Here is a 20126-nt window from a genome sequence, read left to right as displayed (position 1 = left end):
ATGACAATGGGAAATAAATTTGATTTTAGTGGAGATTGCTCTCCTTTTATGTCAGAATAATAAATTATAGCCCTCTATCATTTGAAGGGAGAGAAAATGTTTTGGAATTATTATTTTTAGGAACAGGTGCTGGGGTTCCAGGGAAGGTTAGAAATGTTACTTCAATAGCGTTCAAAATGCTAGAAGAGAGAGGTGCCATTTGGTTATTTGACTGTGGAGAAGCGACGCAGCACCAAATTTTACACACGTCATTAAAACCACGTAGACTTGAAAAAATCTTTATTACCCATTTACATGGTGATCATATATTTGGATTACCTGGATTATTAGGTAGTCGTTCCTTTCAAGGTGGAGAGACACCGATTACAATCTATGGGCCAGAAGGGATTGCCGCTTACGTCCATACCAGTTTAACAGTAAGTGGTACAAGATTGAAATATCCCATTGAAATTGTTGAAATTTCAGAAGGAGTAATTTTTGAAGATTCTCAAATGAAAGTAGAAGCAGCCGTTTTAGATCACGCCCTGCCATGTTTTGGCTACCGAATGACGGAAAAAGATAAATCGGGTGTTTTGCTAGTAGACAAGCTGAAGGCAGATAAGGTACCCCCAGGTCCAATCTATAAGAAAATTAAAAATGGGGAAACGGTTCAACTGGAAGATGGACGGATCATTTCAGGGGATCAGTACGTTGGTCCTTCACAGAAAGGAAGAGTTGTCACAATTTTGGGAGATACCAGACCGTGTGAAAATGCTGTTCAATTATCTTTACATGCTGATTTACTCGTTCATGAGGCAACTTTTAATCGGGAGTCGGTAACAATGGCTCATGACTATTTCCATTCAACAACAGCCCAGGCGGCGATGACGGCGAAGAAGGCAGAAGTAAAAAGGCTATGCCTTACCCATATAAGTTCAAGATATAATGGGGAGGAGGCTGAACAGCTTCGATTAGAAGCAGAAGAAATTTTTTCTCCTGTTACATTAGCCCATGACTTTTTAGAAGTTCCGATTGTTCAAAGCTAAAAATCCCCGGGAAATTTCCCCCAGGGGATTTTTTAACTTTGTTAAAATTTCCATCCACGTTCATATGGTATAGGACTTTCAAGTGTATATTTCAGCTCTTTTGCTGCGTTCAGTGGCCAGTATGGATTTCTTAAAAACTCTCTGCCAATAAATATAAGATCGGCTCGCTCGTTTTGTAGAATTTCCTCAGCTTGAACACCAGAAGTAATCAGTCCTACAGCTCCAACGGCCATATCTGCTTGATGCTTAATCTTCTCAGCCAAAGTGACTTGATAGCCAGGATAAACAGAAATTTTCGCTGGCACAACAGCACCTGAACTCACATCGATGAGATCTACCCCTTGGCTTTTCATCCATCGGGTCATTGTTACATAATCTTCTACATCTAATCCATTTGGAGCATAGTCTTTTGCCGATATTCGGACGAATAATGGTCCATCCCATACTTCTTTAACAGCCTCAATAATTTCCCGTAAAAACCGATAACGATTTTCTTGACTACCTCCATAGAGATCCTCTCGTTTATTCGATAGGGGAGATAAAAACTCATTAATGAGATACCCGTGAGCCCCGTGAATTTCGATTACGTCAAAGCCCGCTTTTTTTGCCCGACTTGCCCCATCTTGAAACGCCTGAATCGTATCCTTAATATCATCGATTGTCATTTCTTTCGGGGTTTTCATTTTATCATTGAATGGAATGGCAGATGGTGCGATGATTTCACCTTCTACCATCGCTTTTCTCCCGGCATGTGCCAACTGTATTCCTGTTTGAGTTCCATGCTCTTTCATCATAGATACTAAGGTTGTGAGTCCTTCAATATGGTGATCATTCCATATGCCTAAGTCTTTAGAAGAAATACATCCTTGTTTCGTAACGGCAGTAGCCTCGACCATGATTAAACCTGCTTGACCTACTGCTCGGCTCGTATAATGTGTCAGATGCCAATTTTCAACTTTTCCTTCCTCATTATGTGCTGAATACATACACATGGGTGACATGACAATACGGTTTTTAAATGTTACATTTTTAATTGTATAAGGTTCAAATAATTTAACGGACATGATTCAACCTCCCCATTTCTTCGTGTTCCGAACTTCTTTAAGTATAGCAAGACTTGGGTATTGATGGAAATGAAAAGGCTAGGTAGGAACTTTAATTGTAAGGGAGAAAAGGTTGATGGGGGGTCTTGAAGTGTTGAAGAGGGGGTTGAAGCAATCGGCGAGGGACCGATTGCTTTTAGTAACGAACTATTTTTTCATTTCTTGCTTTTGAAACCGACTGCCTAATCTTTTCGACTGTGCCGTCGCCTCCGTAATGCATTCGATAAAGGCGTTTTTTACGTTATGTTTATTCAAAACATTGAGTCCAGCTTCTGTTGTTCCCCCAGGACTTGTTACAGCTTTCCGTAATTCTTCCGTTTTGGCACCACTTGTCTCAATCATTCCAGCGGCACCTGTTAATGTTTGGATGATCAATTTTTTAGCTAAATCTTTTTCCAGACCAAGTATTTCTGCTGACGATTCCATCGCCTCAACTACATAATAAATAAAGGCAGGACCACTTCCTGAAATACCTGTTACTGCGTCTAATAAATGTTCTTCAACAATAACAGTTAAGCCGATCGCAGAGAATAGTTGAAGAGCGAGTTCCTTTTGTTGTTCGGTAACAGCTGAATTTAATGAGATGCCAGTGGCTGATTTTCCAATCATCGCTGAAGTGTTAGGCATTGCGCGCACGACGGCCACCTGTTGTTTTAGTTCACTTTCGATAAATTCCATTGGTACACCCGCAAGTACAGAGATAATCAACGTATCGGAAGTAACATAAGATTGTATTGTTTGTAATGCTTCTTTCACATCTTTTGGCTTCATAGCTAATACAATGACTTTTGCCCCTTGAAAAATGGTTTCGTGATCATAGCTTGTGTTTACTTTATACTTTTCCGTTAACTCCTGTAGTCTTTTCTGATTGGAGTGATTTGTGACGACAATCTCCTCTTTTTGGAGTGCTCCATTTACTAAAGCCCCTGTTATGATTGCTTCCGCCATTGAACCCGCTCCGATAAAGGCCGTTTTCATCTTCATTCCTCCTGTTTATTTTATAAAGATAAGTCTGATTCCGTATTCTTTTTTGAAGCTTCTAAACCTTTTTCACATTTAGGTGAAAATAGGGATTTGCAGTAACCTGGCGATTAATCGATTGCTGCTTCTCCCACACTTTTTTTAGAAAAAAGCTTATCTTAAAATAAAAAACCTTTCACCCTTGTAATAAAGGGCGAAAGGATCTCCTCCGTGGTACCACCTTTGTTTGTAAATTTAGTACATTTACACACTCATGTCCGTTAACGCCGGTTACGTTTAGGTTTTCCTAACAGCTCATAAGGTAGGTTCAATAGAAAAGGGGGCGGTGATGCTTTCCAGCCTATGAGCTTCACTCTCTTTCACCATTTTCTATTTACTAATCTTATTCACAGCTTTTGGGTGTATGAAAGGGGAAGAAAAAGTTCTAGCTCCCACTTGTTTTTTGAATTTACTTATTATTATGCAAAAAACGTTGCTTGCCCGTCAAGGGGTAATCCCCTTCTTTTTTATTTTATCCAGATGTTCTGGTGAAATTATGCGGAAATAATGACATTTATGATGAAACAATTTAAACTATAAACTTAGTAGTGCAAAAAAATACGGGAAATATGCAATTATAGTGGGAAATGTTTAAATAAACGGAGAACAAGTGCAAAAAAGCTGAAGAGTAGTGCAAATCTTCATGGGAAATGATCAAAAGCGAATGGGAAATAAGCAAAATGAAAAAAGTAACTCGAGAAAAATTGAGCCAAGTGAAGTAGAAAAATCTAAAGAGATTTGAAATATGTTAAATAGGGGATGAAAAAATGTGTGCACAATGGTTTGGTAATATCGGAAAAATTTCCTTGCCCACACCGTTTCCAGTAGGAGACGTTAATGTTTATGTAGTGAAAGGGGATAAACTCACTCTTTTTGATGCTGGGATCAACACGAAGGAGGGCTGGGATACCTTTGTTTTTGAACTGTCGCAGCTAGGGTATACGCCAGAAGATATTGAACAAATAATCCTTACTCATCATCATCCTGACCATGTTGGGTTGCTAGATTATTTTTCTGAGGACGTTGATGTGTTTGCTCATGAGGGTGCTGAACGCTGGACTGTTCGTACGGATGATTTTCAACAGGTTTGCCATGACTTTTATCGCAAGTCCTTCACACAGTTTGGACTCCCAAGGGACCCTGAACCAGTTATTCGTCAAATGCAAGCTCCATTAAAGTTTAGTTGCAAAGGACGCTCTCTCACAAGCTATCTAAAAGAAGGAGACCGACTCCCTGGACTTGAAGAATGGCTTGCCATCGAAACACCCGGACATTCGCAAAGTCATCTTGTCTTCTATCGGGAAAAAGATGGAATCATGATTGTCGGCGATCATGTGTTAGCAACAGTTTCATCGAATCCTCTTCTCGAACCCCCACGAAAGCCAGACATGGAACGGCCTAAACCACAAGTTCAATACAATGATTCTTTAAAGAAAGTTCTTCAATTTCCAGTTGAAAAGGCATTTACAGGGCATGGGACAGAAGTGAGCAAAATGCACGACTTGATTGATCGTCGACTTGGGCGCCAGCATGAACGAGCTATGAGTGTGAAAGAGATGTTAAAAGATGAACCACGAACGGCTTTTGAGGTGTGTAAACAACTATTTCCGGCTATTTATAAAAAACAACCTGATTTAACGATTTCAGAGTCAGTCGGCCAGCTCGATTACCTTCTTGAACTCGGTGAAATCACAGTTCATCAAAATGATAATGATATATTATATTTTTCTGCTAAGAGGTCATGAAAGTGAATAAGCGTTTAAAAGGGAAAAATATTGTCATTACAGGTGCTTCTGGTGGAATTGGTGAGCAAATGGCTTTAAAAGCTGCACAAAATGGAGCCAATATTGCTCTACTTGCTCGCAGAGAACCAAATTTATTGGCTATTCAACACCGAATTGAACAACAGTTCTCCGTTCGCGTACTTGTGTTTTCTGTTGATATTTCAAAACGAGCGGAAGTAGAGAAGGCTTTCACCGCTATATTTTCCAAGTTGGGATCGGTTGACGTATTAGTTAATAACGCTGGATTCGGCGTGTTTGATGAAGCACATCAAGCAAGTTGGAAAGATATTGAAGGGATGTTTCAAGTGAATGTATTAGGGCTTATTTCCTGTACTCAATTTGTTATCCCTCATATGAAAGAGAGAGGAAGCGGCCATATTATCAATATTGCTTCCCAGGCAGGAAAACTTGCTACTCCGAAATCGAGTGTATATGCTGCTACTAAACACGCAGTATTAGGTTTTACAAATAGTGTTCGAATGGAGCTTTCGCGTGATGGAATTTACGTAACGGCTGTCAATCCAGGTCCCATTGCGACAAACTTTTTTGAGATTGCGGACCAATCTGGTTCTTATGTAAAATCCATACAGAAATTGATGTTAGATCCTGAAAAAGTAGCGTCCACCATTACGAAAGCGATGTTTACGAATAAAAGGGAAATTAATTTGCCTAAGTGGATGAATGTCGGTAGTGTGTTATATGCTTTATTTCCACGGATGGTCGAACGAGTTGGCAAAAAGGCATTTTTTAAAAAATAACAGAAAGAGCGCGGGAGATCTGCGCTTTTTTTATGTCGTAATATATTCATACACGACATCTTCTATAATTTCAAAAATCTCCCCTTCATGATTCATATATCGTTTCATAATTTCGTTATATAAACTTGTATAATCTTCCTTTTCCTCTATTAAATCCACCCGATGATATTGGAGTAAACTTTGTTGGATCATTTTTTGTATGAGTTTCCTTTCCATCACATTTTCACCTCAAGACTATTATAATGATTTATCGTTATATTCATAGCCTTTTACTTTGAAATGGAAGATAATGAATTCCCAACCATTTAAAACAAGTTGAAATCGAACGAATATTCGCCTACAATAGTGAATATAATAGGAACAAATGTTCTTAATTGAGGAGTGAAAGCAATGGCTGCTGATTACAGTCAGCTTCCGAATGATAAGATTTTATGTGTGGATATAAAAAGTTTTTATGCAAGTTGTTCCGCAGTTATGCTCGGATTAGACCCGCTTACCTGTTATTTAGCGGTTGTAGGAGAGAAAGAAAGACCAGGAAGTGTGGTATTAGCTGCTTCTCCAAAAATGAAAAAAGAATTTGGAATTAAAACGGGATCACGCTTGTTTGAAATTCCGAAAGATCCACGAATTCAAATTGCGGAGCCAAACATGTCTACGTATTTACGAGTATCAACTGAAATAACAAAACTCTTTAACCGCTATGTGCCGATGGAGGCGATTCATGTATACAGTGTGGATGAAAGTTTTATAAAAGTGGATGGGGCGTTTCTTTTATGGGGAGATGTAAGAGAGATTGCTGAAAAAATAAAGGACGACATGGAAAGGGAGTTTCAATTACCTTGTGCAATTGGGATTGGTCCTAATATGTTAATGGCGAAACTTTGCCTGGATTTAGAGGCGAAGAAAAAAGGAATTTCAGAATGGACCTACCAAGATATTCCGACGAAATTATGGCCCATTTCCCCTTTGAAAAAAATGTGGGGAATAGGAAGTCGACTAGAAAAAAAGTTGAATCGAATGGGGATTTTTTCAGTCGGCCAGCTGGCGCGTTTCGATTTGGAAAAATTAGAGACGAAATTTGGGGTTATGGGAAACCAATTATATTATCATGCTTGGGGAGTAGATTTATCTACACTTGGGGCACCGATTTTAAAAGGGCAAATCAGTTTTGGCAAAAGCCAGATCCTACTTCGCGATTATAAAGAAGAAGAGGAAATTAAGCATGTTTTATTAGAAATGTGTGAAGAGGTGGCAAGAAGAGCACGCACCCAGAAAAAAGCGGGGAGGACCATTAGTTTAGGGGTCGGTTATAGTCATGAAGATTCTGGGGGAGGATTTAATCGGTCTAAAACAGTGGTGGAACCGACAAATGTGACGATGGATATTTATCGTATTTGCTTGCAGCTATTTCACGAAAATTATATTGGAAAAACGGTTCGCCAACTTTCCATTACCTTATCGAACGTAGTGGATGACCAGAATGTCCAGTTAAGCTTATTCGAACCAAATGGTTGGAAAAAGCGAAAAATCGGCTATGTTGTCGACCATATTCGTCAAAAATATGGGTATAATGCTTTATTACGGGCGATTTCTTATACAGATGCGGGTACAGCACTTCAACGCTCCCATTTAATTGGAGGCCATAAAGGATAATTTTTAAAAATATCCTTTTTATCAAATGTATATAAAGTAGGTGTTTAATGTGATTCGTGACCGCGGGAATATAAAATGGGTTTCGATGATGTTACCAGAACATGTAAAATTACTAAGAGAATATAATGAGAGTTTAAATAAAATTAAAAAACCGGTTCTAGATGAGCAAAAATATGAGGAATTTAATATAGTAGTTTGTGAAGCGATGGAGGAAAACACCACTCTACAATTTACCTATTATCAAAAGGGTGAAAGTAAAAAACTAATCGGCCATATTCATGATGTTAATCTTTTAAAAAACGAATTGCGAATTATCGATTCTTTTGGTCAAAAACATTCTTTGAAATTGGAGGATATCATTGGAATTGGAAAAGATTATAAAGAGGAATCTAATTAGTTTATAACACCGTTTGAAGTGAAACGGCGTTATAAACTAATTGGTTTTACTCTTCAGCACGAACGGTAGATTCAAATTTTCCTTTATGCGATCCGTCGCAAAATGGTTTGTTGTCTGATAAGCCGCAGCGACATAAAGAAAAAGTTTGTTTTGTATCGAAAGCATTCCCGTCTGTATCTACCAATTCTATTTTTCCTGTCACACGTAGTGGACCGTTATTCATGACTTTGATAATGGATGGATCCAACTGTTTCACCCCTTTCAAATAATATATCGATTCAATAAAAGAAGTACCTAATCAATATGTTATGATGAAAGGAGAAAAATTATAAGGAGAAAATCCATTAATGAAAATAGCGATTACTGAAGAAGCTACTCGTAAATTAGCGGAAAAAATGAAGAACAAAGAGATATGGATTAAATTAAAATATGATACAGAGGGGTGTGGGTGTTCTGTGGATGGCGTTCCTACTTTGTGGCTTGTTCCAGAAAAGGGGGAAGATGATGATGCCATTCAAACCAATTCGTTTCCAATTTTAGTAGAAAGATCGAAAATGATTTTTTATGATGAACAATTAACGATTGGCCTATCAGATGTAGGGACATTCAAGCTGAGCAGCCCCAATGAAATTTTGAATGCCAGAATGAATATAGTAGAAAGAACCTGAGAAATCCGCATGAGTTAATGACCATGCGGAGACTCCACAAATTCTGTTAAAAAGTCATCAATAGCAGCCATGTATTGCTCCTTGTTCTCATTATACGATTGGGCATGTGCTCCCTTTTCGGCAAGAAATAATTTCTTTGCTCCTGGCTTTGCTTCGTATAACGCTTTCGTCATTTCAGGCAAGATGAAATCATCGTCTTGACTATGAATAAATAAAATAGGTTTTTGAATATGTTGCACAGCCTCGATAGGGGAAATCGCCTTTAAACGGTATTTACCGCGTAAAAAAACAGACCAATCAGCTAAATGAAGAATTGTTTTAGGGGCTATTTTTAATATTCGTTTCATTTGGTGGGTCACTTGCTCTCGAAAATCAGAAAAAGGACAGTCGGCAATATAAAAGTCTGCACGGTCTTCCAATAACCCAGCATATAGAAGCATGGTTGCCGCTCCCATCGATTCCCCATGTATTCCGAAGAAAACTTCTTCACCTTCCCGTTTAATTAGCTCATCTACAATCGCTTTTAAATCATGCTTCTCGTAATAACCGTAACTTGTCGTTTTCCCCTCTGATTCCCCGTGCCGCCGATGATCATAAAGAATGGCATTATACCCACGTTCTAAAAAAATATTCATATATTTGATGGAGTTCACTTTATTTTCAGTCACTCCATGGCAAAAAATCATGAATTTTTTCTCGGGAAAAGGACGGAGAAAAATCGCCTTTAATCGATAGTTGAAAGGGGAAGAAATCCAAACTTCTTCTTTTGGAATAGTGGAGAAAAGGTCCGGATCCAACCGTTTTGCCTTCACTTCCCGTTCATAAATAAACTGATCATCTTTTTTCTTTTTGTATAAAATTAAGTTAGATAAATAAACCCCAGTTCCAATGATGAAAGAAGCAATCATTCCCATACGGATCCACCATTTTTTCAACATCATTCCCCCTTAAAAAGAATTACGGTATTATTTTACCACTTTTTAAAAGAAAAAAGCCTCAAAAAAGAGGCTATCCTACATTATTGTTCTGCATTTTGTCGTCTAGTCGGATGAATTGCTTGACTCATTTCTTCTGCCGCCATCACCTTTTTAGGTGTATCGGTATTCTTTTTTCCCTTTTGGCTATATCCGCCATCACGTTTTTGACTCATCTTTCTCCCTCCTTTCCTTAAACTGCTCTTATCGTCTGCAATGAAACTGGAAATTATCCAATAAACGAATGTTTGAAAAGATTTAAACAGTTGTTTAAATTTTTACTTCCCTTATATACTTTTTTATAGTAGTCTTTAGATATAGAAAATTCCGAAAATGGGATGGGAGGAAATACGATTGAAAAAGGAAGTTGTCATTGTAGCTGCTACTAGGACAGCCATTGGACAAATAAACGGATCATTAAAAGACGTGAGTGCCGTTGATTTAGGAGCAGCTGTAATAAAAGAGGCATTAAATAGAGCGGGGATCGCTGCTAATTTAGTAGATGAGGTCATCATGGGGAATGTACTTCAAGCCGGTTTGGGGCAAAACCCTGCAAGACAGGCAGCGATTAAAGCGAATATTCCGGTCGAAACGCCAGCAACAACCATTAATAAAGTTTGTGGTTCTGGATTGAAAGCGCTTCACTTTGCGGTGCAGGCCATTATGGCAGAGGAAGCGGATATTGTCGTTGCCGGAGGAATGGAGAATATGAGCAGAGCTCCATATGTGCTCAATCATGCAAGACAAGGTTTTAAAATGGGGGACCAAAAGCTAGTAGATAGCATGGTAAATGATGGTTTATGGTGTGCCTTCAACGACTATCATATGGGGATTACGGCAGAAAATTTAAGCGAAAAATACGAGATTACGAGAGAAGAACAAGATCAATTTGCGGTATGGAGTCAGCAAAAAGCAGAAAAAGCCGTTCAAGAAGGGAAATTTAAAGCGGAAATTGTTCCGATCGAAATACCGCAAAGAAAAGGTGACCCGCTTATTTTTGATCAGGATGAATATCCACGTGCGGGAACAACAGCAGAAAAACTAGCAAAATTACGACCAGCTTTCAAAAAAGATGGAACAGTCACAGCTGGAAATGCATCAGGGCTAAATGATGGAGCTGCAGCTGTTGTCGTGATGTCAAAAGAAAAAGCAGATGAATTAGGAGTCAAGCCATTGGCTGTGATTAAAGCAAATGCAAGTGCGGGGGTAGATCCGAGCATCATGGGAATTGGCCCTGTATATGCAGTGAGAAAGGCATTACAAAAGGCTGATCTTTCGTTAAATGACATCGATTTAATTGAAGCAAATGAAGCGTTTGCAGCACAGTCTATTGCAGTGGACCGAGAATTAAAATTTACAAAAGACATTCTGAATGTAAATGGTGGAGCCATTGCGCTTGGACATCCAATCGGTGCAAGTGGAACGCGGATCCTTGTTTCACTTATTTATGAAATGCAAAAACGCGAGTCCCGATATGGATTAGCAACTTTATGTATCGGTGGTGGCCAAGGAGTGGCGACGATTATCGAGAAGGTTTAAATCAAATACAATGATATCCTCCATTTTAGACGAATGGGGGTTTTTCTTTGCAAACATAACGGAAAAAGATAAGATAAAAGAAACAGCTTAAAGGAAAAAGCATGGAAGTTAGAAAGGAAGACGAAGGATGAAGAAGAACAAGCAATCGCGTCAAAAGAAAGCGTCCCAACAAGAAAATCTTACGTTAAAAGATGCATTAAATTCTGACATACTTGAACAATTAAAAGAAAAACAGAAACAATTACAAAAAGAAGAGTTAAAGCGTAAGGAAGAAGAGGAGGAGAAAAAAAGAGAAGAGCGGAGACAAAGAGAGAAAAATAAAAGTTTCGAAGAATTGTTAGGGGAGAGCAATTTAAACTGGAAAGATTATAAATAACAAAAGAGGATGTCCTAACCTTAAAGGTTAAGACATCCTCTTTCATGAAAATGATTAACGATGCACCGTGTATTGTGCTTCTTTAGTCAGAGACTGAAGGAGAGAGAGCTCTTCTTTAGATAAGGGCTTTTGTTGAACCGCTTGCACATTGTCCTTCAGTTGCTGTACGGAGCTTGCTCCTGCAACAACTGAAGCGACAGATTTATGAGCTAAATTAAATTGAATGGCCAGTCTTGTTAAGGAATGCTCATGCTGAAAACGGTTTTCCAAGGAAACTAGTAATTCTGTAAGTTCGTTATATGAATATTGTAAATACCCGTTTTCTCGAACAGAATCTGTCAGCTTTTCTCTCCAATTATCAGTAAGTAATCCTTTTGCAATAGAACCACGAGTCACAATACTAATATTGTTGTCTGAAAGAAGTGGCATTACCACTTCTTCAGGCCGCCGATCCAGTAAACTATATTGCATCATAACGCTCACGATATTGGATGATTGGACGTATTTGCGAATAACATTCGGTCGGATAGAAGAAATTCCGTAATAACGGATGAAGCCTTCTGATTTTAACTCCTCAAATGCTTCAATGGTTTCATCGATGGGGTCTTCTATCGTTCCCCCATGTAACTGATAGAGGTCAATATAATCAACGTCAAGCCGTTGTATACTTTTCTTTACAGCTTCCTTTATGTAATGTTTGGAAGGATCCCAAACCCAACCATCTTTATTTTGTTCCCAGCGATTTCCAACCTTTGTTGCAATAATGACATCATCTCGGACATGTTTTAAAGCCTTGCCCACCATTTTTTCATTTTTACCGTAATCATATAAATCTGCCGTATCAAAGTAATTAATCCCTTCATCAAGAGCAGCCTCTATGATCTTTCTAGCATGATCTTCATCCAATCCGAGAGACATACAGCCGACAGATAATTCACTGACATATAAATCAGAAGAACCTAGTTTTCTCTTTCTCATTATGACAAATCCTTTCTCACATAGTTGATAAACTAAGTGTATCACGAAAACTTTCCTACTAACAATTTGGGGAATTCGCTTCAATCCAGTCTTTAACATAGGTAAACTGTTTTCTGTATTTTGTCAAAAGATATTGGATTTCCTGATAATTTCCAGTCAAGATGACTCGATCATGTTTTAAATAAACCTTCATTTTCTCCCTCCACGAATGAAAATTTTCTCTTTTTTACATTAAAGCCAAGGAACTCTTACACTGAATGAAGTGTTCTACTATGGTAAAATCTATGTCAGCATGGTGTGTTTAGAACAGGAGTGATGGAAATGAATAATCTATTTGAGGAAAAAACAATTCGTACCGAGGAAATTTTTAAAGGAAAAGTCATACAGGTTCAAGTGGATGATGTAGAGTTACCGGATGGAAAAATGGGGAAAAGAGAAATTGTAAAACACCCAGGAGCTGTAGCGATTATTCCCATAACAAATGAAGGGAAAATCGTCATGGTTGAGCAATACCGAAAACCGTTAAATCGTTCAATCGTGGAAATCCCTGCAGGAAAACTTGAGCCGGGAGAAGAACCAGAAACAACGGCACGCCGTGAGTTGGAGGAAGAGACGGGATATGTCTGTAAAAAAATAACGCCACTTATTTCATTTTATACTTCCCCTGGATTTGCTAATGAGCTTCTCCATGTTTTTCTTGCAGAAGGGCTGAAGAAAAAAGAAAATGCAAAAGCTGCAGATGAAGATGAATTTGTGCGATTGGAGGAATTGTCTTTAGAAGAAGCGGCATCCTATTTAAAAGAGCAGCGAATTATGGATGTCAAAACCGCATATGCTGTTCAATATTTACAGTTAAAAGAGGCGCGAAAATAAATGAATCCATATTTTGTAGATTTGCATATTCACATCGGTAGAACAAAGCAAGGAAAACCGGTTAAAATTACAGGGTCTAAAACATTAACATTAACCAATATTTTGAAAAGTGCTAAGCAACCAAAAGGTTTAGATGTTGTCGGCATCATTGATTGCCATGTACCAGATGTTTTAGAAGAACTGGAATCATTATTAGAACAGGAGAAATTAGTAGAGCTTCAAGGAGGAGGATTATTATACGAGGGGGAAGTAACACTAATTCCAGGCGTAGAAATCGAGGTTTATGATGAGAACTGCTTAGGTCCCCTGCATGTATTAGCCTATTTTCCATACGTAGAAACGATCAGGGAGTTTTCCAATTGGTTATCTAAACGGGTGAAAAACATCCATTTAAGCACCCAAAGAATATATGAAACAGCGAAAAATTTACAAATGAAAGTAAAGGAATTAGGTGGTCTTTTTATTCCAGCCCATGTTTTTACTCCATTTAAAAGTCTGTACGGAAAAGGGGTTCATTCTAGTCTAAGAGAAGTTTTGGATCCCGAATATATCGATGGGGTAGAACTAGGATTAAGTTCAGACACTGAAATGGCGGACCAAATTGAAGAACTTCATTCGTTCACGTTTTTGACAAACTCAGATGCCCACTCATTAGCTAAAATGGCTCGTGAATATCAAATTATTGGATTGGAACAGCCTGATTTTCAATGTTTAAAGAAGGCCCTTCATCATGAAGGGGATAACCGAATTTTGGCTAATTTCGGTTTGGATCCTAGGTTAGGGAAATACCATCTCACAGCATGTGCTCGTTGCTTTGCACCCAAAACGGCGGTAGTTTGTGAAAGCTGTGGTTCGAAACAATTTACAAAAGGAGTTTCTGAACGAATTCAGGAATTGGCAAGTGAAGGGAAAGCCCCCGCTCCCAAACGTCCTCCATACGTTCACCAAGTACCATTAGAATTTCTACCAGGACTTGGACCAAAAACGATGCAAAAATTATTAACTTGTTTTGATACGGAAATGAATATTATACATAAGGCAACATTTGAACAATTAACAAGTGTTGTGAAGCCACCCCTTGCTGAACGAATTCTGTCATCACGAAAAGGTGAGGTGACTGTAGAATCTGGAGGCGGTGGCAAATATGGAAAAGTGAAATAGTAAAAATCGCGAAAGGTTGAAGGATCTTTCGCGATTTTTATTTCAAAAGGAGAATAGGGAATACAAAGACTACAGATTTTACGGTTTCTATGGAAAATGAGGATATTTATGCGTTAGATGGGTGTTCTAAACGCGTTATTTTCCATTAAAATCTTGACGGGTTTTTGAATAGACACAAATGTCTCTCAAAGATGTCCCATCAGCACTTAAAGCACTGCTCCGTAGGATCCCCTCTAGCACATATCCTAGCCGTTCAGGTATTTTCCTTGATGAATGATTGTTTTGATCACAACGGATTTCTACGCGATTCACTTTTAGTGTTTCGAAGGCAAAATGGGTTAAGGTCTCAACGGTTTCGTTCATATATCCATTCTTTTCATGCTTTAGATCCAGCCAGTAACCAATTTCTACTTTCGGTATGGTCCAATCAATTCGATGGAAACCTGTACTACCGATAAATTGCCCATCTTTTTTGCGGAAAATATGTAAGCGGATGTCTGTTTTTAATATAAATTCAGCGTAGGATTTTCGAATATTCTCTTCTGTTTCCTCCAAAGTTTGATTTTTTTGCGCCCAATCCATCCACGGTTTTAAATGATCATGACAACGGGTGATGACCTCATGAACGATTGCTCCATCCCCAGGAAGACAAGGGCGAATAAACAATCTATCTGACTCAATCTTTTCAGGAAAGTCAAGCATCATTTCACTCATATAATTCCTCCTTCTGTTTTAAAAATTACGTAGTATCATTTCTGGTTATTAAAATAATAACAATCTCTTAAAAATGAATCAATCTATCATATTTTTCTTTTACTTTCATAGAGTATAGTAATCGAATTTTAGGAGGAAATTAAGATGCGGAAAAAAATATCATCTCAAATAGTGGTCCAACATGTACAGGCAAATTCCTCAATTTATTTATTCATTATTACACTCTTCTTAATGGGAGTCATTTTTGGTGCCATTGTAGTGAATAGCTTATCATTAACTCAAAAAGAAGACTTGTTTTATTATTTACAGAGATTTTTCGGACAAGTATCAGAAGGGCAAGTTGCTGTTTCTCAAGATATATTTCAACAAAGCTTTTTACATAATGTAAAATATTTAGGGTTCATTTGGATTTTGGGAGCCTCCATCATTGGTTTACCACTTATATTCGTTTTTTTATTTATGAAAGGGGTCGTCGTTGGATTTTCGGTTGGTTTCCTTGTGAATCAAATGGGATGGAAAGGATTTTTTATATCATTTGCGACAGTCCTACCACAAAACTTATTTATCATTCCAGCTTTTATTTTTATAGCTGCGAGTGCGGTCGCTTTCTCTTTACAGTTAATTCGGAAAATTTTTATAAAGAATGCTGCTAATTACCATATTACACCGTTATTTACGCGTTATGTGATCTTTTTTATTTTAGCTGTAGGCATCACAACAGTGGCTGCAAGTGTGGAGGCCTATATATCGCCAACCTTGATGAAGATGGTGATAAAATAATCATTATTAAATAATAAAAGTTTTAGTTTCCATTTTATAATAATTTTATTTTGCTTATTCCTCCCTTTTTGGTATAATAAGAAAGACATCGGCGAGGGAGGGAACGGAAATGGAAGGCCGTATAGAAAGAATAAAAAAATTATTGCATTCTGCAAGTTATAAATTAACACCTCAGCGCGAAGCTACAGTGAGAGTTTTATTAGAACATGAAGAAGATCATTTAAGCGCCGAAGATGTCTACCTCCTCGTTAAAGAAAAGTCACCCGAAATTGGGCTTGCAACGGTTTATCGAACATTAGAGTTATTAACTGAACTAAAAATTGTTGATAAAATAAATTTTGGCGATGGAGTATCCCGATATGATTTAAGACAGGAAGGTGCTGCTCATTTTCACCATCATCTTGTATGTATTGAATGTGGTTCTGTTGATGAGATACAAGAGGATCTGCTTGAAGATGTAGAAGCGATTGTGGAACGGGATTGGAATTTTAAAATTAAAGATCACCGCTTAACTTTTCACGGCATATGCTGGCGTTGTCAAGAAAAGTCAGATACAGATTCAAAGGGAGAACAATCAAAAGAAAATATCGAGTAAAAAACCTTTCAAATTTGAAAGGTTTTTTTGTTCATAAGCGAACTAAAGGAAACTATAAAATTAAGAAAATTTCTCTGTTTTCTCCCTCCGATAAATCCACATCAGCTCGTGAAAGACTTCGCTGTGTTTCCTTTATCTCAGTCTAAACTTAAGAAATCCGTACACCGATGAGCAAGGCGTTTCCGTATTTGATCTACCGCACCGATTGAAAGAATTTTTTTGGCTGAACGGAAGGATTTAAGTTATAAAACCTATTAAAACGGTCATAGCTTGTATTATAGAAGCATGGATGAGAGCTGTAATCAGTCGAAAGTAACGTTTTGGAGGATGAGGATGGTGCGGTCGAAGATGAAAATTTTATGGCAAATGTTTAAGGTGTTTATCCTTTTTACAGGATGCACGACATTATTTTATTATGGTATGATATGGATAAATCAAGAATATGAGAATTATCACCGCTATGAAGAGCCGGAGGGATCAGCGGTGAAGGTATATCAATCTTTAAATGAAGATCCCCCTAATTGGGTGGATCGATTATTACTTTTTTATTTAGATGGGGAGTAATGCTTCATGAATGATCAATTACAAGACTTCATTCATTTTATGGTAGTAGAAAAAGGATTGGCAAAGAACACAGTGATTTCCTATGAGCGAGATTTGAAACATTACATTCAATACTTAAAAAACGTCGAACAATTATCCTCTTTAAATGAAGTGTCAAGGGTGCATATTTTACAGTTTTTAAATCATTTAAAATCCCAGCAAAAATCAGTCAAGACGATTGCAAGACATATTGCCTCTATTCGGTCATTTCATCAGTTTTTACTACGGGAAAAAGCAGTGGATCAAGACCCTACTGTTCACATTGAAACACCACAAATGGAGCGAACTCTACCAAAAGTGTTAAATTTGGCAGAAGTTGAGGCACTGTTATCAACGCCTGATCGATCAAACCCCTATGGAATTCGAGACGAAGCAATGCTTGAACTTTTATATGGGACAGGGATACGTGTGAGTGAATTAGTAGGCTTGAATATTGAAAATGTGCATACGACGATGGGATTCGTTCGTTGTATTGGAAAAGGGAATAAAGAAAGAATTATTCCAATTGGCCAAACTGCGATTTCAGTGATGGAAAATTATTTACAAAATGCTCGGCCTAAGATCATATCGAACAAAAATTCAACAGAAGCTCTATTTCTAAACCATCATGGAAAACGATTGACAAGACAGGGATTCTGGAAAATTTTAAAAGGGCTTGCCCAAAAGGCCAATATTGAAAAAAGGCTTACCCCTCACACTTTGAGACATTCATTTGCGACCCATTTACTAGAAAATGGGGCAGACCTTCGAGCGGTACAAGAGATGCTAGGACATGCCGATATTTCTACCACCCAAATTTATACACATGTAACCAAAACAAGATTACGGGAAGTTTATAAAAAATTTCATCCTCGTGCTTAAAAATAACTTTTTAGTGACACCTCACCGCTTTCCGATAAAGGAAGACGGTTTTTTTCTTTTAAAAGAAAAGGAAATTCGATACAATATAGTTGTCAGACTTCTGACGTTTTAAACTATTCATATGGAAAGATTTTTGGGGAATAATATTGAAAAACCGTTCGTTTTTGAAACCGCTCCATAAGATTTTTGAACAAAAAAGAAACTTCAATTTACGAAGGAGGTTTAATAATGGGAAAATTTACATATAATCGAATTCACCTAATCGTAATGGATTCAGTTGGAATTGGAGAAGCACCAGATGCCGGTAAGTTCAATGATCAAGGTGCCGATACTCTCGGTCATATTGCTGAACATATGAAAGGCTTAAATTTGCCCAATATGGCTAAGCTTGGCCTATCCAATATTCGTGAAATTAAAGGAGTTCCGAAAGTGGAAAAACCGCTAGCTTACTATACAAAAATGCAAGAGGCCTCAAATGGGAAAGACACTATGACAGGCCATTGGGAAATCATGGGGCTTAGAATTGACACCCCTTTCCAAGTGTTCCCTGAAGGATTTCCCGCTGAACTTATTGATCAATTGGAAGAGAAGACAGGACGAAAAGTAATCGGAAATAAACCAGCAAGTGGAACGGCTATTTTGGATGAACTAGGAAAAGAACATATGGAAACAGGAGCCATTATTGTGTATACATCTGCTGATTCTGTGTTACAGATTGCAGCCCACGAAGAGATCGTTCCATTGGATGAATTGTATTCCATTTGTAAAATTGCTAGAGAGCTAACATTAAATGAAAAATATATGGTAGGCCGGGTGATCGCTCGTCCGTTTATCGGTGAGCCAGGGAATTTTACGAGAACTTCGAATCGTCACGATTACGCCTTAAAGCCATTTGGAAGAACGGTCATGAATGAATTGAAAGATCGTGGGTTTGATTGTATCGCCCTTGGGAAAATTTCTGATATTTATGATGGGGAAGGAGTAACACAAGCCATTCGAACTAAATCCAATATGGACGGAATGGATCAATTTATTTCTGTATTTGATCAGGATTTCACTGGTCTTAGTTTTATAAATTTAGTGGATTTTGATGCGATGTATGGTCATCGCCGCAATCCTAAAGGGTATGGGGAAGCGTTGGAGGAATTTGATGCGCGGCTACCAGAAGTATTTGATAAAATGACAAAAGAAGATTTATTAATCATTACGGCCGATCATGGGAATGACCCGGTTCATCATGGAACAGACCACACTCGTGAATTTGTACCGCTTCTCGTCTATTCACCGACATTAAAAGGTGGAAATGAGTTGCCAATTCGACAAACCTTTGCGGACATCGGAGCCACAATCGCCGATAATTTCCAAGTAAGTATGCCAAAATACGGAAAAAGTTTTTTGGAAGATTTGAAATAAGGAGCCATGACCATGAATTTTGATCAAATCAATCAAGCTCGTCAGTTTTTGCAAACAAAATACAGACAAACTCCAAGTATAGGGCTGATTCTTGGTTCAGGGCTTGGAGTACTTGCTGATGAAATAGAAAATCCAGTGAAAATACCTTACGAAAAGATTCCAAACTTCCCTGTCTCAACAGTGGAGGGGCATGCAGGTCAACTCGTCTTTGGAGAAATAAAAGGAAAAGAAGTATTGGCCATGCAAGGGCGCTTTCATTACTATGAAGGGTATCCATTTGAACAGGTGACATTTCCGATAAGAGTGATGAAAACATTAGGAGTCAAAACTCTAATCGTCACGAATGCAGCAGGAGGGGTCAATGAATCATTTGAACCAGGTGATTTAATGATTATAACCGATCATATTAATCAAATGGGAGGGAACCCTCTGATCGGTTCAAATGATTCTCGATTAGGACCAAGATTTCCAGATATGTCTGAAGCCTATAACAAAGAACTCATTCAATTGGCAAAGTCCATTGCGGAGAAAATCGGATTAAAGGTGCGTGATGGAGTTTATGTTGGAAATACAGGTCCATCGTATGAAACTCCTGCAGAAGTCCGCATGGCCCGTTATTTAGGCGGGGATGCTGTTGGAATGTCAACTGTGCCAGAAGTAATTGTGGCGCGACATGCAGGATTAAAAGTATTGGGGATTTCTTGTATTTCTAATATGGCTGCAGGAATCCTAGATCAACCGTTAACGCATGATGAAGTGATCGAAACAACAGAGAAAGTCCGAAATGATTTCTTAACGTATGTGAAAGAAATCATTCAGAAAATAGAATAAAAAATTTTTATATAAAGTGG

25 protein-coding genes and 1 other annotated feature are annotated in these 20126 nt (G+C 38.1%); of the genes, 16 read left to right on the top strand and 9 right to left on the bottom strand.

Annotation, left to right across the window (positions count from 1 at the left end):
• Positions 1–101: 101 nt before the first annotated feature.
• A complete protein-coding gene (rnz, locus tag J2S13_RS00865; protein WP_307255769.1) occupies positions 102–1025 on the top strand; it encodes a ribonuclease Z in 924 nt (307 codons plus the stop codon).
• A 41-nt stretch (positions 1026–1066) separates the two neighbouring features.
• Here the strand turns inward: rnz and namA are convergent, their stop codons facing one another.
• Together namA and proC are read right to left on the bottom strand one after the other, a co-directional pair.
• On the bottom strand, positions 1067–2089 hold the full coding sequence (namA, locus tag J2S13_RS00860) for an NADPH dehydrogenase NamA (protein WP_307255768.1): 1023 nt from the start codon (positions 2087–2089) through the stop codon (positions 1067–1069).
• Positions 2090–2275: 186 nt separating this feature from the next.
• Positions 2276–3106 carry a pyrroline-5-carboxylate reductase gene (gene proC, locus J2S13_RS00855; protein ID WP_307255766.1) on the bottom strand — a complete coding sequence of 277 codons (831 nt, stop codon included), beginning with the start codon at positions 3104–3106 and terminating at the stop codon, positions 2276–2278.
• A 189-nt stretch (positions 3107–3295) separates the two neighbouring features.
• Positions 3296–3508 (bottom strand) — a binding site (T-box leader).
• A 407-nt stretch (positions 3509–3915) separates the two neighbouring features.
• Here proC and J2S13_RS00850 point away from each other — a divergent pair.
• A complete protein-coding gene (locus tag J2S13_RS00850) occupies positions 3916–4893 on the top strand; it encodes an MBL fold metallo-hydrolase (RefSeq protein ID WP_307255765.1) in 978 nt (325 codons plus the stop codon).
• A complete protein-coding gene (locus J2S13_RS00845; RefSeq protein WP_307255764.1) occupies positions 4890–5690 on the top strand; it encodes an SDR family NAD(P)-dependent oxidoreductase in 801 nt (266 codons plus the stop codon). The genes J2S13_RS00850 and J2S13_RS00845 overlap by 4 nt, the downstream gene beginning before the upstream one ends.
• A gap of 30 nt (positions 5691–5720) precedes the next feature.
• Here J2S13_RS00845 and J2S13_RS00840 read toward each other — a convergent pair whose 3' ends face one another.
• Entirely contained in the window at positions 5721–5906 is a 186-nt protein-coding gene (locus J2S13_RS00840) for a YqzH family protein (RefSeq protein ID WP_307255763.1), read from the bottom strand.
• A gap of 174 nt (positions 5907–6080) precedes the next feature.
• Between J2S13_RS00840 and J2S13_RS00835 the strand changes: the two genes are divergently transcribed.
• Both J2S13_RS00835 and J2S13_RS00830 read left to right on the top strand, forming a co-directional pair.
• Positions 6081–7343 carry a Y-family DNA polymerase gene (locus J2S13_RS00835; protein ID WP_307255762.1) on the top strand — a complete coding sequence of 421 codons (1263 nt, stop codon included), beginning with the start codon at positions 6081–6083 and terminating at the stop codon, positions 7341–7343.
• A gap of 49 nt (positions 7344–7392) precedes the next feature.
• The gene (locus J2S13_RS00830; RefSeq protein ID WP_307255761.1) at positions 7393–7740 is read left to right on the top strand and encodes a YolD-like family protein; all 348 of its coding nucleotides are present in this window, start codon (positions 7393–7395) and stop codon (positions 7738–7740) included.
• Between the two features lie 46 nt (positions 7741–7786).
• Here J2S13_RS00830 and J2S13_RS00825 read toward each other — a convergent pair whose 3' ends face one another.
• A complete protein-coding gene (locus J2S13_RS00825; protein ID WP_307255795.1) occupies positions 7787–7963 on the bottom strand; it encodes a CDGSH iron-sulfur domain-containing protein in 177 nt (58 codons plus the stop codon).
• A 124-nt stretch (positions 7964–8087) separates the two neighbouring features.
• On the opposite strand from J2S13_RS00825, the gene J2S13_RS00820 reads away from it, so the two are divergent.
• Positions 8088–8408 (top strand): iron-sulfur cluster biosynthesis family protein, encoded by a 321-nt coding sequence (locus tag J2S13_RS00820; protein ID WP_307255760.1) that lies wholly within the window; start codon positions 8088–8090, stop codon positions 8406–8408.
• Positions 8409–8422: 14 nt separating this feature from the next.
• Here the strand turns inward: J2S13_RS00820 and J2S13_RS00815 are convergent, their stop codons facing one another.
• Both J2S13_RS00815 and J2S13_RS00810 read right to left on the bottom strand, forming a co-directional pair.
• Positions 8423–9343, bottom strand: a complete 921-nt coding sequence (locus J2S13_RS00815) for an alpha/beta hydrolase (RefSeq protein WP_370873921.1) — start codon at positions 9341–9343, stop codon at positions 8423–8425.
• 83 nt (positions 9344–9426) lie between these two features.
• Positions 9427–9558 carry a hypothetical protein gene (locus J2S13_RS00810; RefSeq protein ID WP_307255758.1) on the bottom strand — a complete coding sequence of 44 codons (132 nt, stop codon included), beginning with the start codon at positions 9556–9558 and terminating at the stop codon, positions 9427–9429.
• A 157-nt stretch (positions 9559–9715) separates the two neighbouring features.
• Here J2S13_RS00810 and J2S13_RS00805 point away from each other — a divergent pair, with 157 nt between their 5' ends.
• Together J2S13_RS00805 and J2S13_RS00800 are read left to right on the top strand one after the other, a co-directional pair.
• Entirely contained in the window at positions 9716–10921 is a 1206-nt protein-coding gene (locus tag J2S13_RS00805; RefSeq protein WP_370873920.1) for an acetyl-CoA C-acetyltransferase, read from the top strand.
• Positions 10922–11048: 127 nt separating this feature from the next.
• Positions 11049–11297 (top strand): YqkE family protein, encoded by a 249-nt coding sequence (locus J2S13_RS00800; RefSeq protein WP_307255756.1) that lies wholly within the window; start codon positions 11049–11051, stop codon positions 11295–11297.
• A 54-nt stretch (positions 11298–11351) separates the two neighbouring features.
• Here J2S13_RS00800 and J2S13_RS00795 read toward each other — a convergent pair whose 3' ends face one another.
• Together J2S13_RS00795 and mciZ are read right to left on the bottom strand one after the other, a co-directional pair.
• Positions 11352–12275 carry an aldo/keto reductase gene (locus J2S13_RS00795; protein ID WP_307255755.1) on the bottom strand — a complete coding sequence of 308 codons (924 nt, stop codon included), beginning with the start codon at positions 12273–12275 and terminating at the stop codon, positions 11352–11354.
• 58 nt (positions 12276–12333) lie between these two features.
• Positions 12334–12468 carry a Z-ring formation inhibitor MciZ gene (gene mciZ / locus J2S13_RS00790; protein ID WP_307255754.1) on the bottom strand — a complete coding sequence of 45 codons (135 nt, stop codon included), beginning with the start codon at positions 12466–12468 and terminating at the stop codon, positions 12334–12336.
• Positions 12469–12596: 128 nt separating this feature from the next.
• Here mciZ and J2S13_RS00785 point away from each other — a divergent pair, with 128 nt between their 5' ends.
• Together J2S13_RS00785 and J2S13_RS00780 are read left to right on the top strand one after the other, a co-directional pair.
• Entirely contained in the window at positions 12597–13148 is a 552-nt protein-coding gene (locus tag J2S13_RS00785) for an NUDIX hydrolase (RefSeq protein ID WP_307255753.1), read from the top strand.
• Entirely contained in the window at positions 13149–14309 is a 1161-nt protein-coding gene (locus J2S13_RS00780) for an endonuclease Q family protein (RefSeq protein WP_307255752.1), read from the top strand.
• A gap of 135 nt (positions 14310–14444) precedes the next feature.
• Here the strand turns inward: J2S13_RS00780 and J2S13_RS00775 are convergent, their stop codons facing one another.
• Positions 14445–15023 carry a GNAT family N-acetyltransferase gene (locus tag J2S13_RS00775; protein ID WP_307255751.1) on the bottom strand — a complete coding sequence of 193 codons (579 nt, stop codon included), beginning with the start codon at positions 15021–15023 and terminating at the stop codon, positions 14445–14447.
• Between the two features lie 144 nt (positions 15024–15167).
• Between J2S13_RS00775 and spoIIM the strand changes: the two genes are divergently transcribed.
• From spoIIM to J2S13_RS00745, 6 genes are all read left to right on the top strand, one after another.
• Positions 15168–15803: a stage II sporulation protein M gene (gene spoIIM / locus J2S13_RS00770; protein ID WP_307255750.1), complete on the top strand. Its 636-nt coding sequence runs from the start codon at positions 15168–15170 to the stop codon at positions 15801–15803.
• Positions 15804–15912: 109 nt separating this feature from the next.
• Positions 15913–16398 (top strand): ferric iron uptake transcriptional regulator, encoded by a 486-nt coding sequence (gene fur, locus J2S13_RS00765; protein WP_307255749.1) that lies wholly within the window; start codon positions 15913–15915, stop codon positions 16396–16398.
• 348 nt (positions 16399–16746) lie between these two features.
• The gene (locus J2S13_RS00760; RefSeq protein ID WP_307255794.1) at positions 16747–16962 is read left to right on the top strand and encodes a YqzK family protein; all 216 of its coding nucleotides are present in this window, start codon (positions 16747–16749) and stop codon (positions 16960–16962) included.
• Positions 16963–16968: 6 nt separating this feature from the next.
• Positions 16969–17862, top strand: coding sequence for a site-specific tyrosine recombinase XerD (xerD, locus tag J2S13_RS00755; RefSeq protein ID WP_307255748.1), 894 nt, complete (start codon positions 16969–16971; stop codon positions 17860–17862).
• Positions 17863–18090: 228 nt separating this feature from the next.
• On the top strand, positions 18091–19275 hold the full coding sequence (gene deoB, locus J2S13_RS00750) for a phosphopentomutase (RefSeq protein ID WP_307255747.1): 1185 nt from the start codon (positions 18091–18093) through the stop codon (positions 19273–19275).
• A gap of 12 nt (positions 19276–19287) precedes the next feature.
• Entirely contained in the window at positions 19288–20106 is an 819-nt protein-coding gene (locus J2S13_RS00745) for a purine-nucleoside phosphorylase (protein ID WP_307255746.1), read from the top strand.
• The last annotated feature ends 20 nt before the right edge of the window (positions 20107–20126 follow it).

It is taken from the genome of Oikeobacillus pervagus, assembly GCF_030813365.1.
In the GTDB taxonomy this organism is placed as follows: Bacteria; Bacillota; Bacilli; order Bacillales; family DSM-23947; genus Oikeobacillus; species Oikeobacillus pervagus.
This window is presented reverse-complemented; position numbering and strand designations above follow the sequence as displayed.

Coding starts and splice junctions, on each gene's coding strand:
- J2S13_RS00780 (WP_307255752.1), top strand. CDS start 13,149: ATGAATCCATATTTTGTAGATTTGCATATTCACATCGGTAGAACAAAG.
- fur (WP_307255749.1), top strand. CDS start 15,913: ATGGAAGGCCGTATAGAAAGAATAAAAAAATTATTGCATTCTGCAAGT.
- J2S13_RS00845 (WP_307255764.1), top strand. CDS start 4,890: ATGAAAGTGAATAAGCGTTTAAAAGGGAAAAATATTGTCATTACAGGT.
- J2S13_RS00795 (WP_307255755.1), bottom strand. CDS start 12,275: ATGAGAAAGAGAAAACTAGGTTCTTCTGATTTATATGTCAGTGAATTA.
- J2S13_RS00760 (WP_307255794.1), top strand. CDS start 16,747: ATGAAAATTTTATGGCAAATGTTTAAGGTGTTTATCCTTTTTACAGGA.
- namA (WP_307255768.1), bottom strand. CDS start 2,089: ATGTCCGTTAAATTATTTGAACCTTATACAATTAAAAATGTAACATTT.
- J2S13_RS00785 (WP_307255753.1), top strand. CDS start 12,597: ATGAATAATCTATTTGAGGAAAAAACAATTCGTACCGAGGAAATTTTT.
- J2S13_RS00820 (WP_307255760.1), top strand. CDS start 8,088: ATGAAAATAGCGATTACTGAAGAAGCTACTCGTAAATTAGCGGAAAAA.
- J2S13_RS00745 (WP_307255746.1), top strand. CDS start 19,288: ATGAATTTTGATCAAATCAATCAAGCTCGTCAGTTTTTGCAAACAAAA.
- spoIIM (WP_307255750.1), top strand. CDS start 15,168: ATGCGGAAAAAAATATCATCTCAAATAGTGGTCCAACATGTACAGGCA.
- J2S13_RS00800 (WP_307255756.1), top strand. CDS start 11,049: ATGAAGAAGAACAAGCAATCGCGTCAAAAGAAAGCGTCCCAACAAGAA.
- J2S13_RS00835 (WP_307255762.1), top strand. CDS start 6,081: ATGGCTGCTGATTACAGTCAGCTTCCGAATGATAAGATTTTATGTGTG.
- proC (WP_307255766.1), bottom strand. CDS start 3,106: ATGAAAACGGCCTTTATCGGAGCGGGTTCAATGGCGGAAGCAATCATA.
- J2S13_RS00825 (WP_307255795.1), bottom strand. CDS start 7,963: ATGAATAACGGTCCACTACGTGTGACAGGAAAAATAGAATTGGTAGAT.
- deoB (WP_307255747.1), top strand. CDS start 18,091: ATGGGAAAATTTACATATAATCGAATTCACCTAATCGTAATGGATTCA.
- xerD (WP_307255748.1), top strand. CDS start 16,969: ATGAATGATCAATTACAAGACTTCATTCATTTTATGGTAGTAGAAAAA.
- J2S13_RS00840 (WP_307255763.1), bottom strand. CDS start 5,906: ATGGAAAGGAAACTCATACAAAAAATGATCCAACAAAGTTTACTCCAA.
- J2S13_RS00805 (WP_370873920.1), top strand. CDS start 9,716: ATGGGATGGGAGGAAATACGATTGAAAAAGGAAGTTGTCATTGTAGCT.
- mciZ (WP_307255754.1), bottom strand. CDS start 12,468: ATGAAGGTTTATTTAAAACATGATCGAGTCATCTTGACTGGAAATTAT.
- J2S13_RS00810 (WP_307255758.1), bottom strand. CDS start 9,558: ATGAGTCAAAAACGTGATGGCGGATATAGCCAAAAGGGAAAAAAGAAT.
- J2S13_RS00775 (WP_307255751.1), bottom strand. CDS start 15,023: ATGAGTGAAATGATGCTTGACTTTCCTGAAAAGATTGAGTCAGATAGA.
- J2S13_RS00850 (WP_307255765.1), top strand. CDS start 3,916: ATGTGTGCACAATGGTTTGGTAATATCGGAAAAATTTCCTTGCCCACA.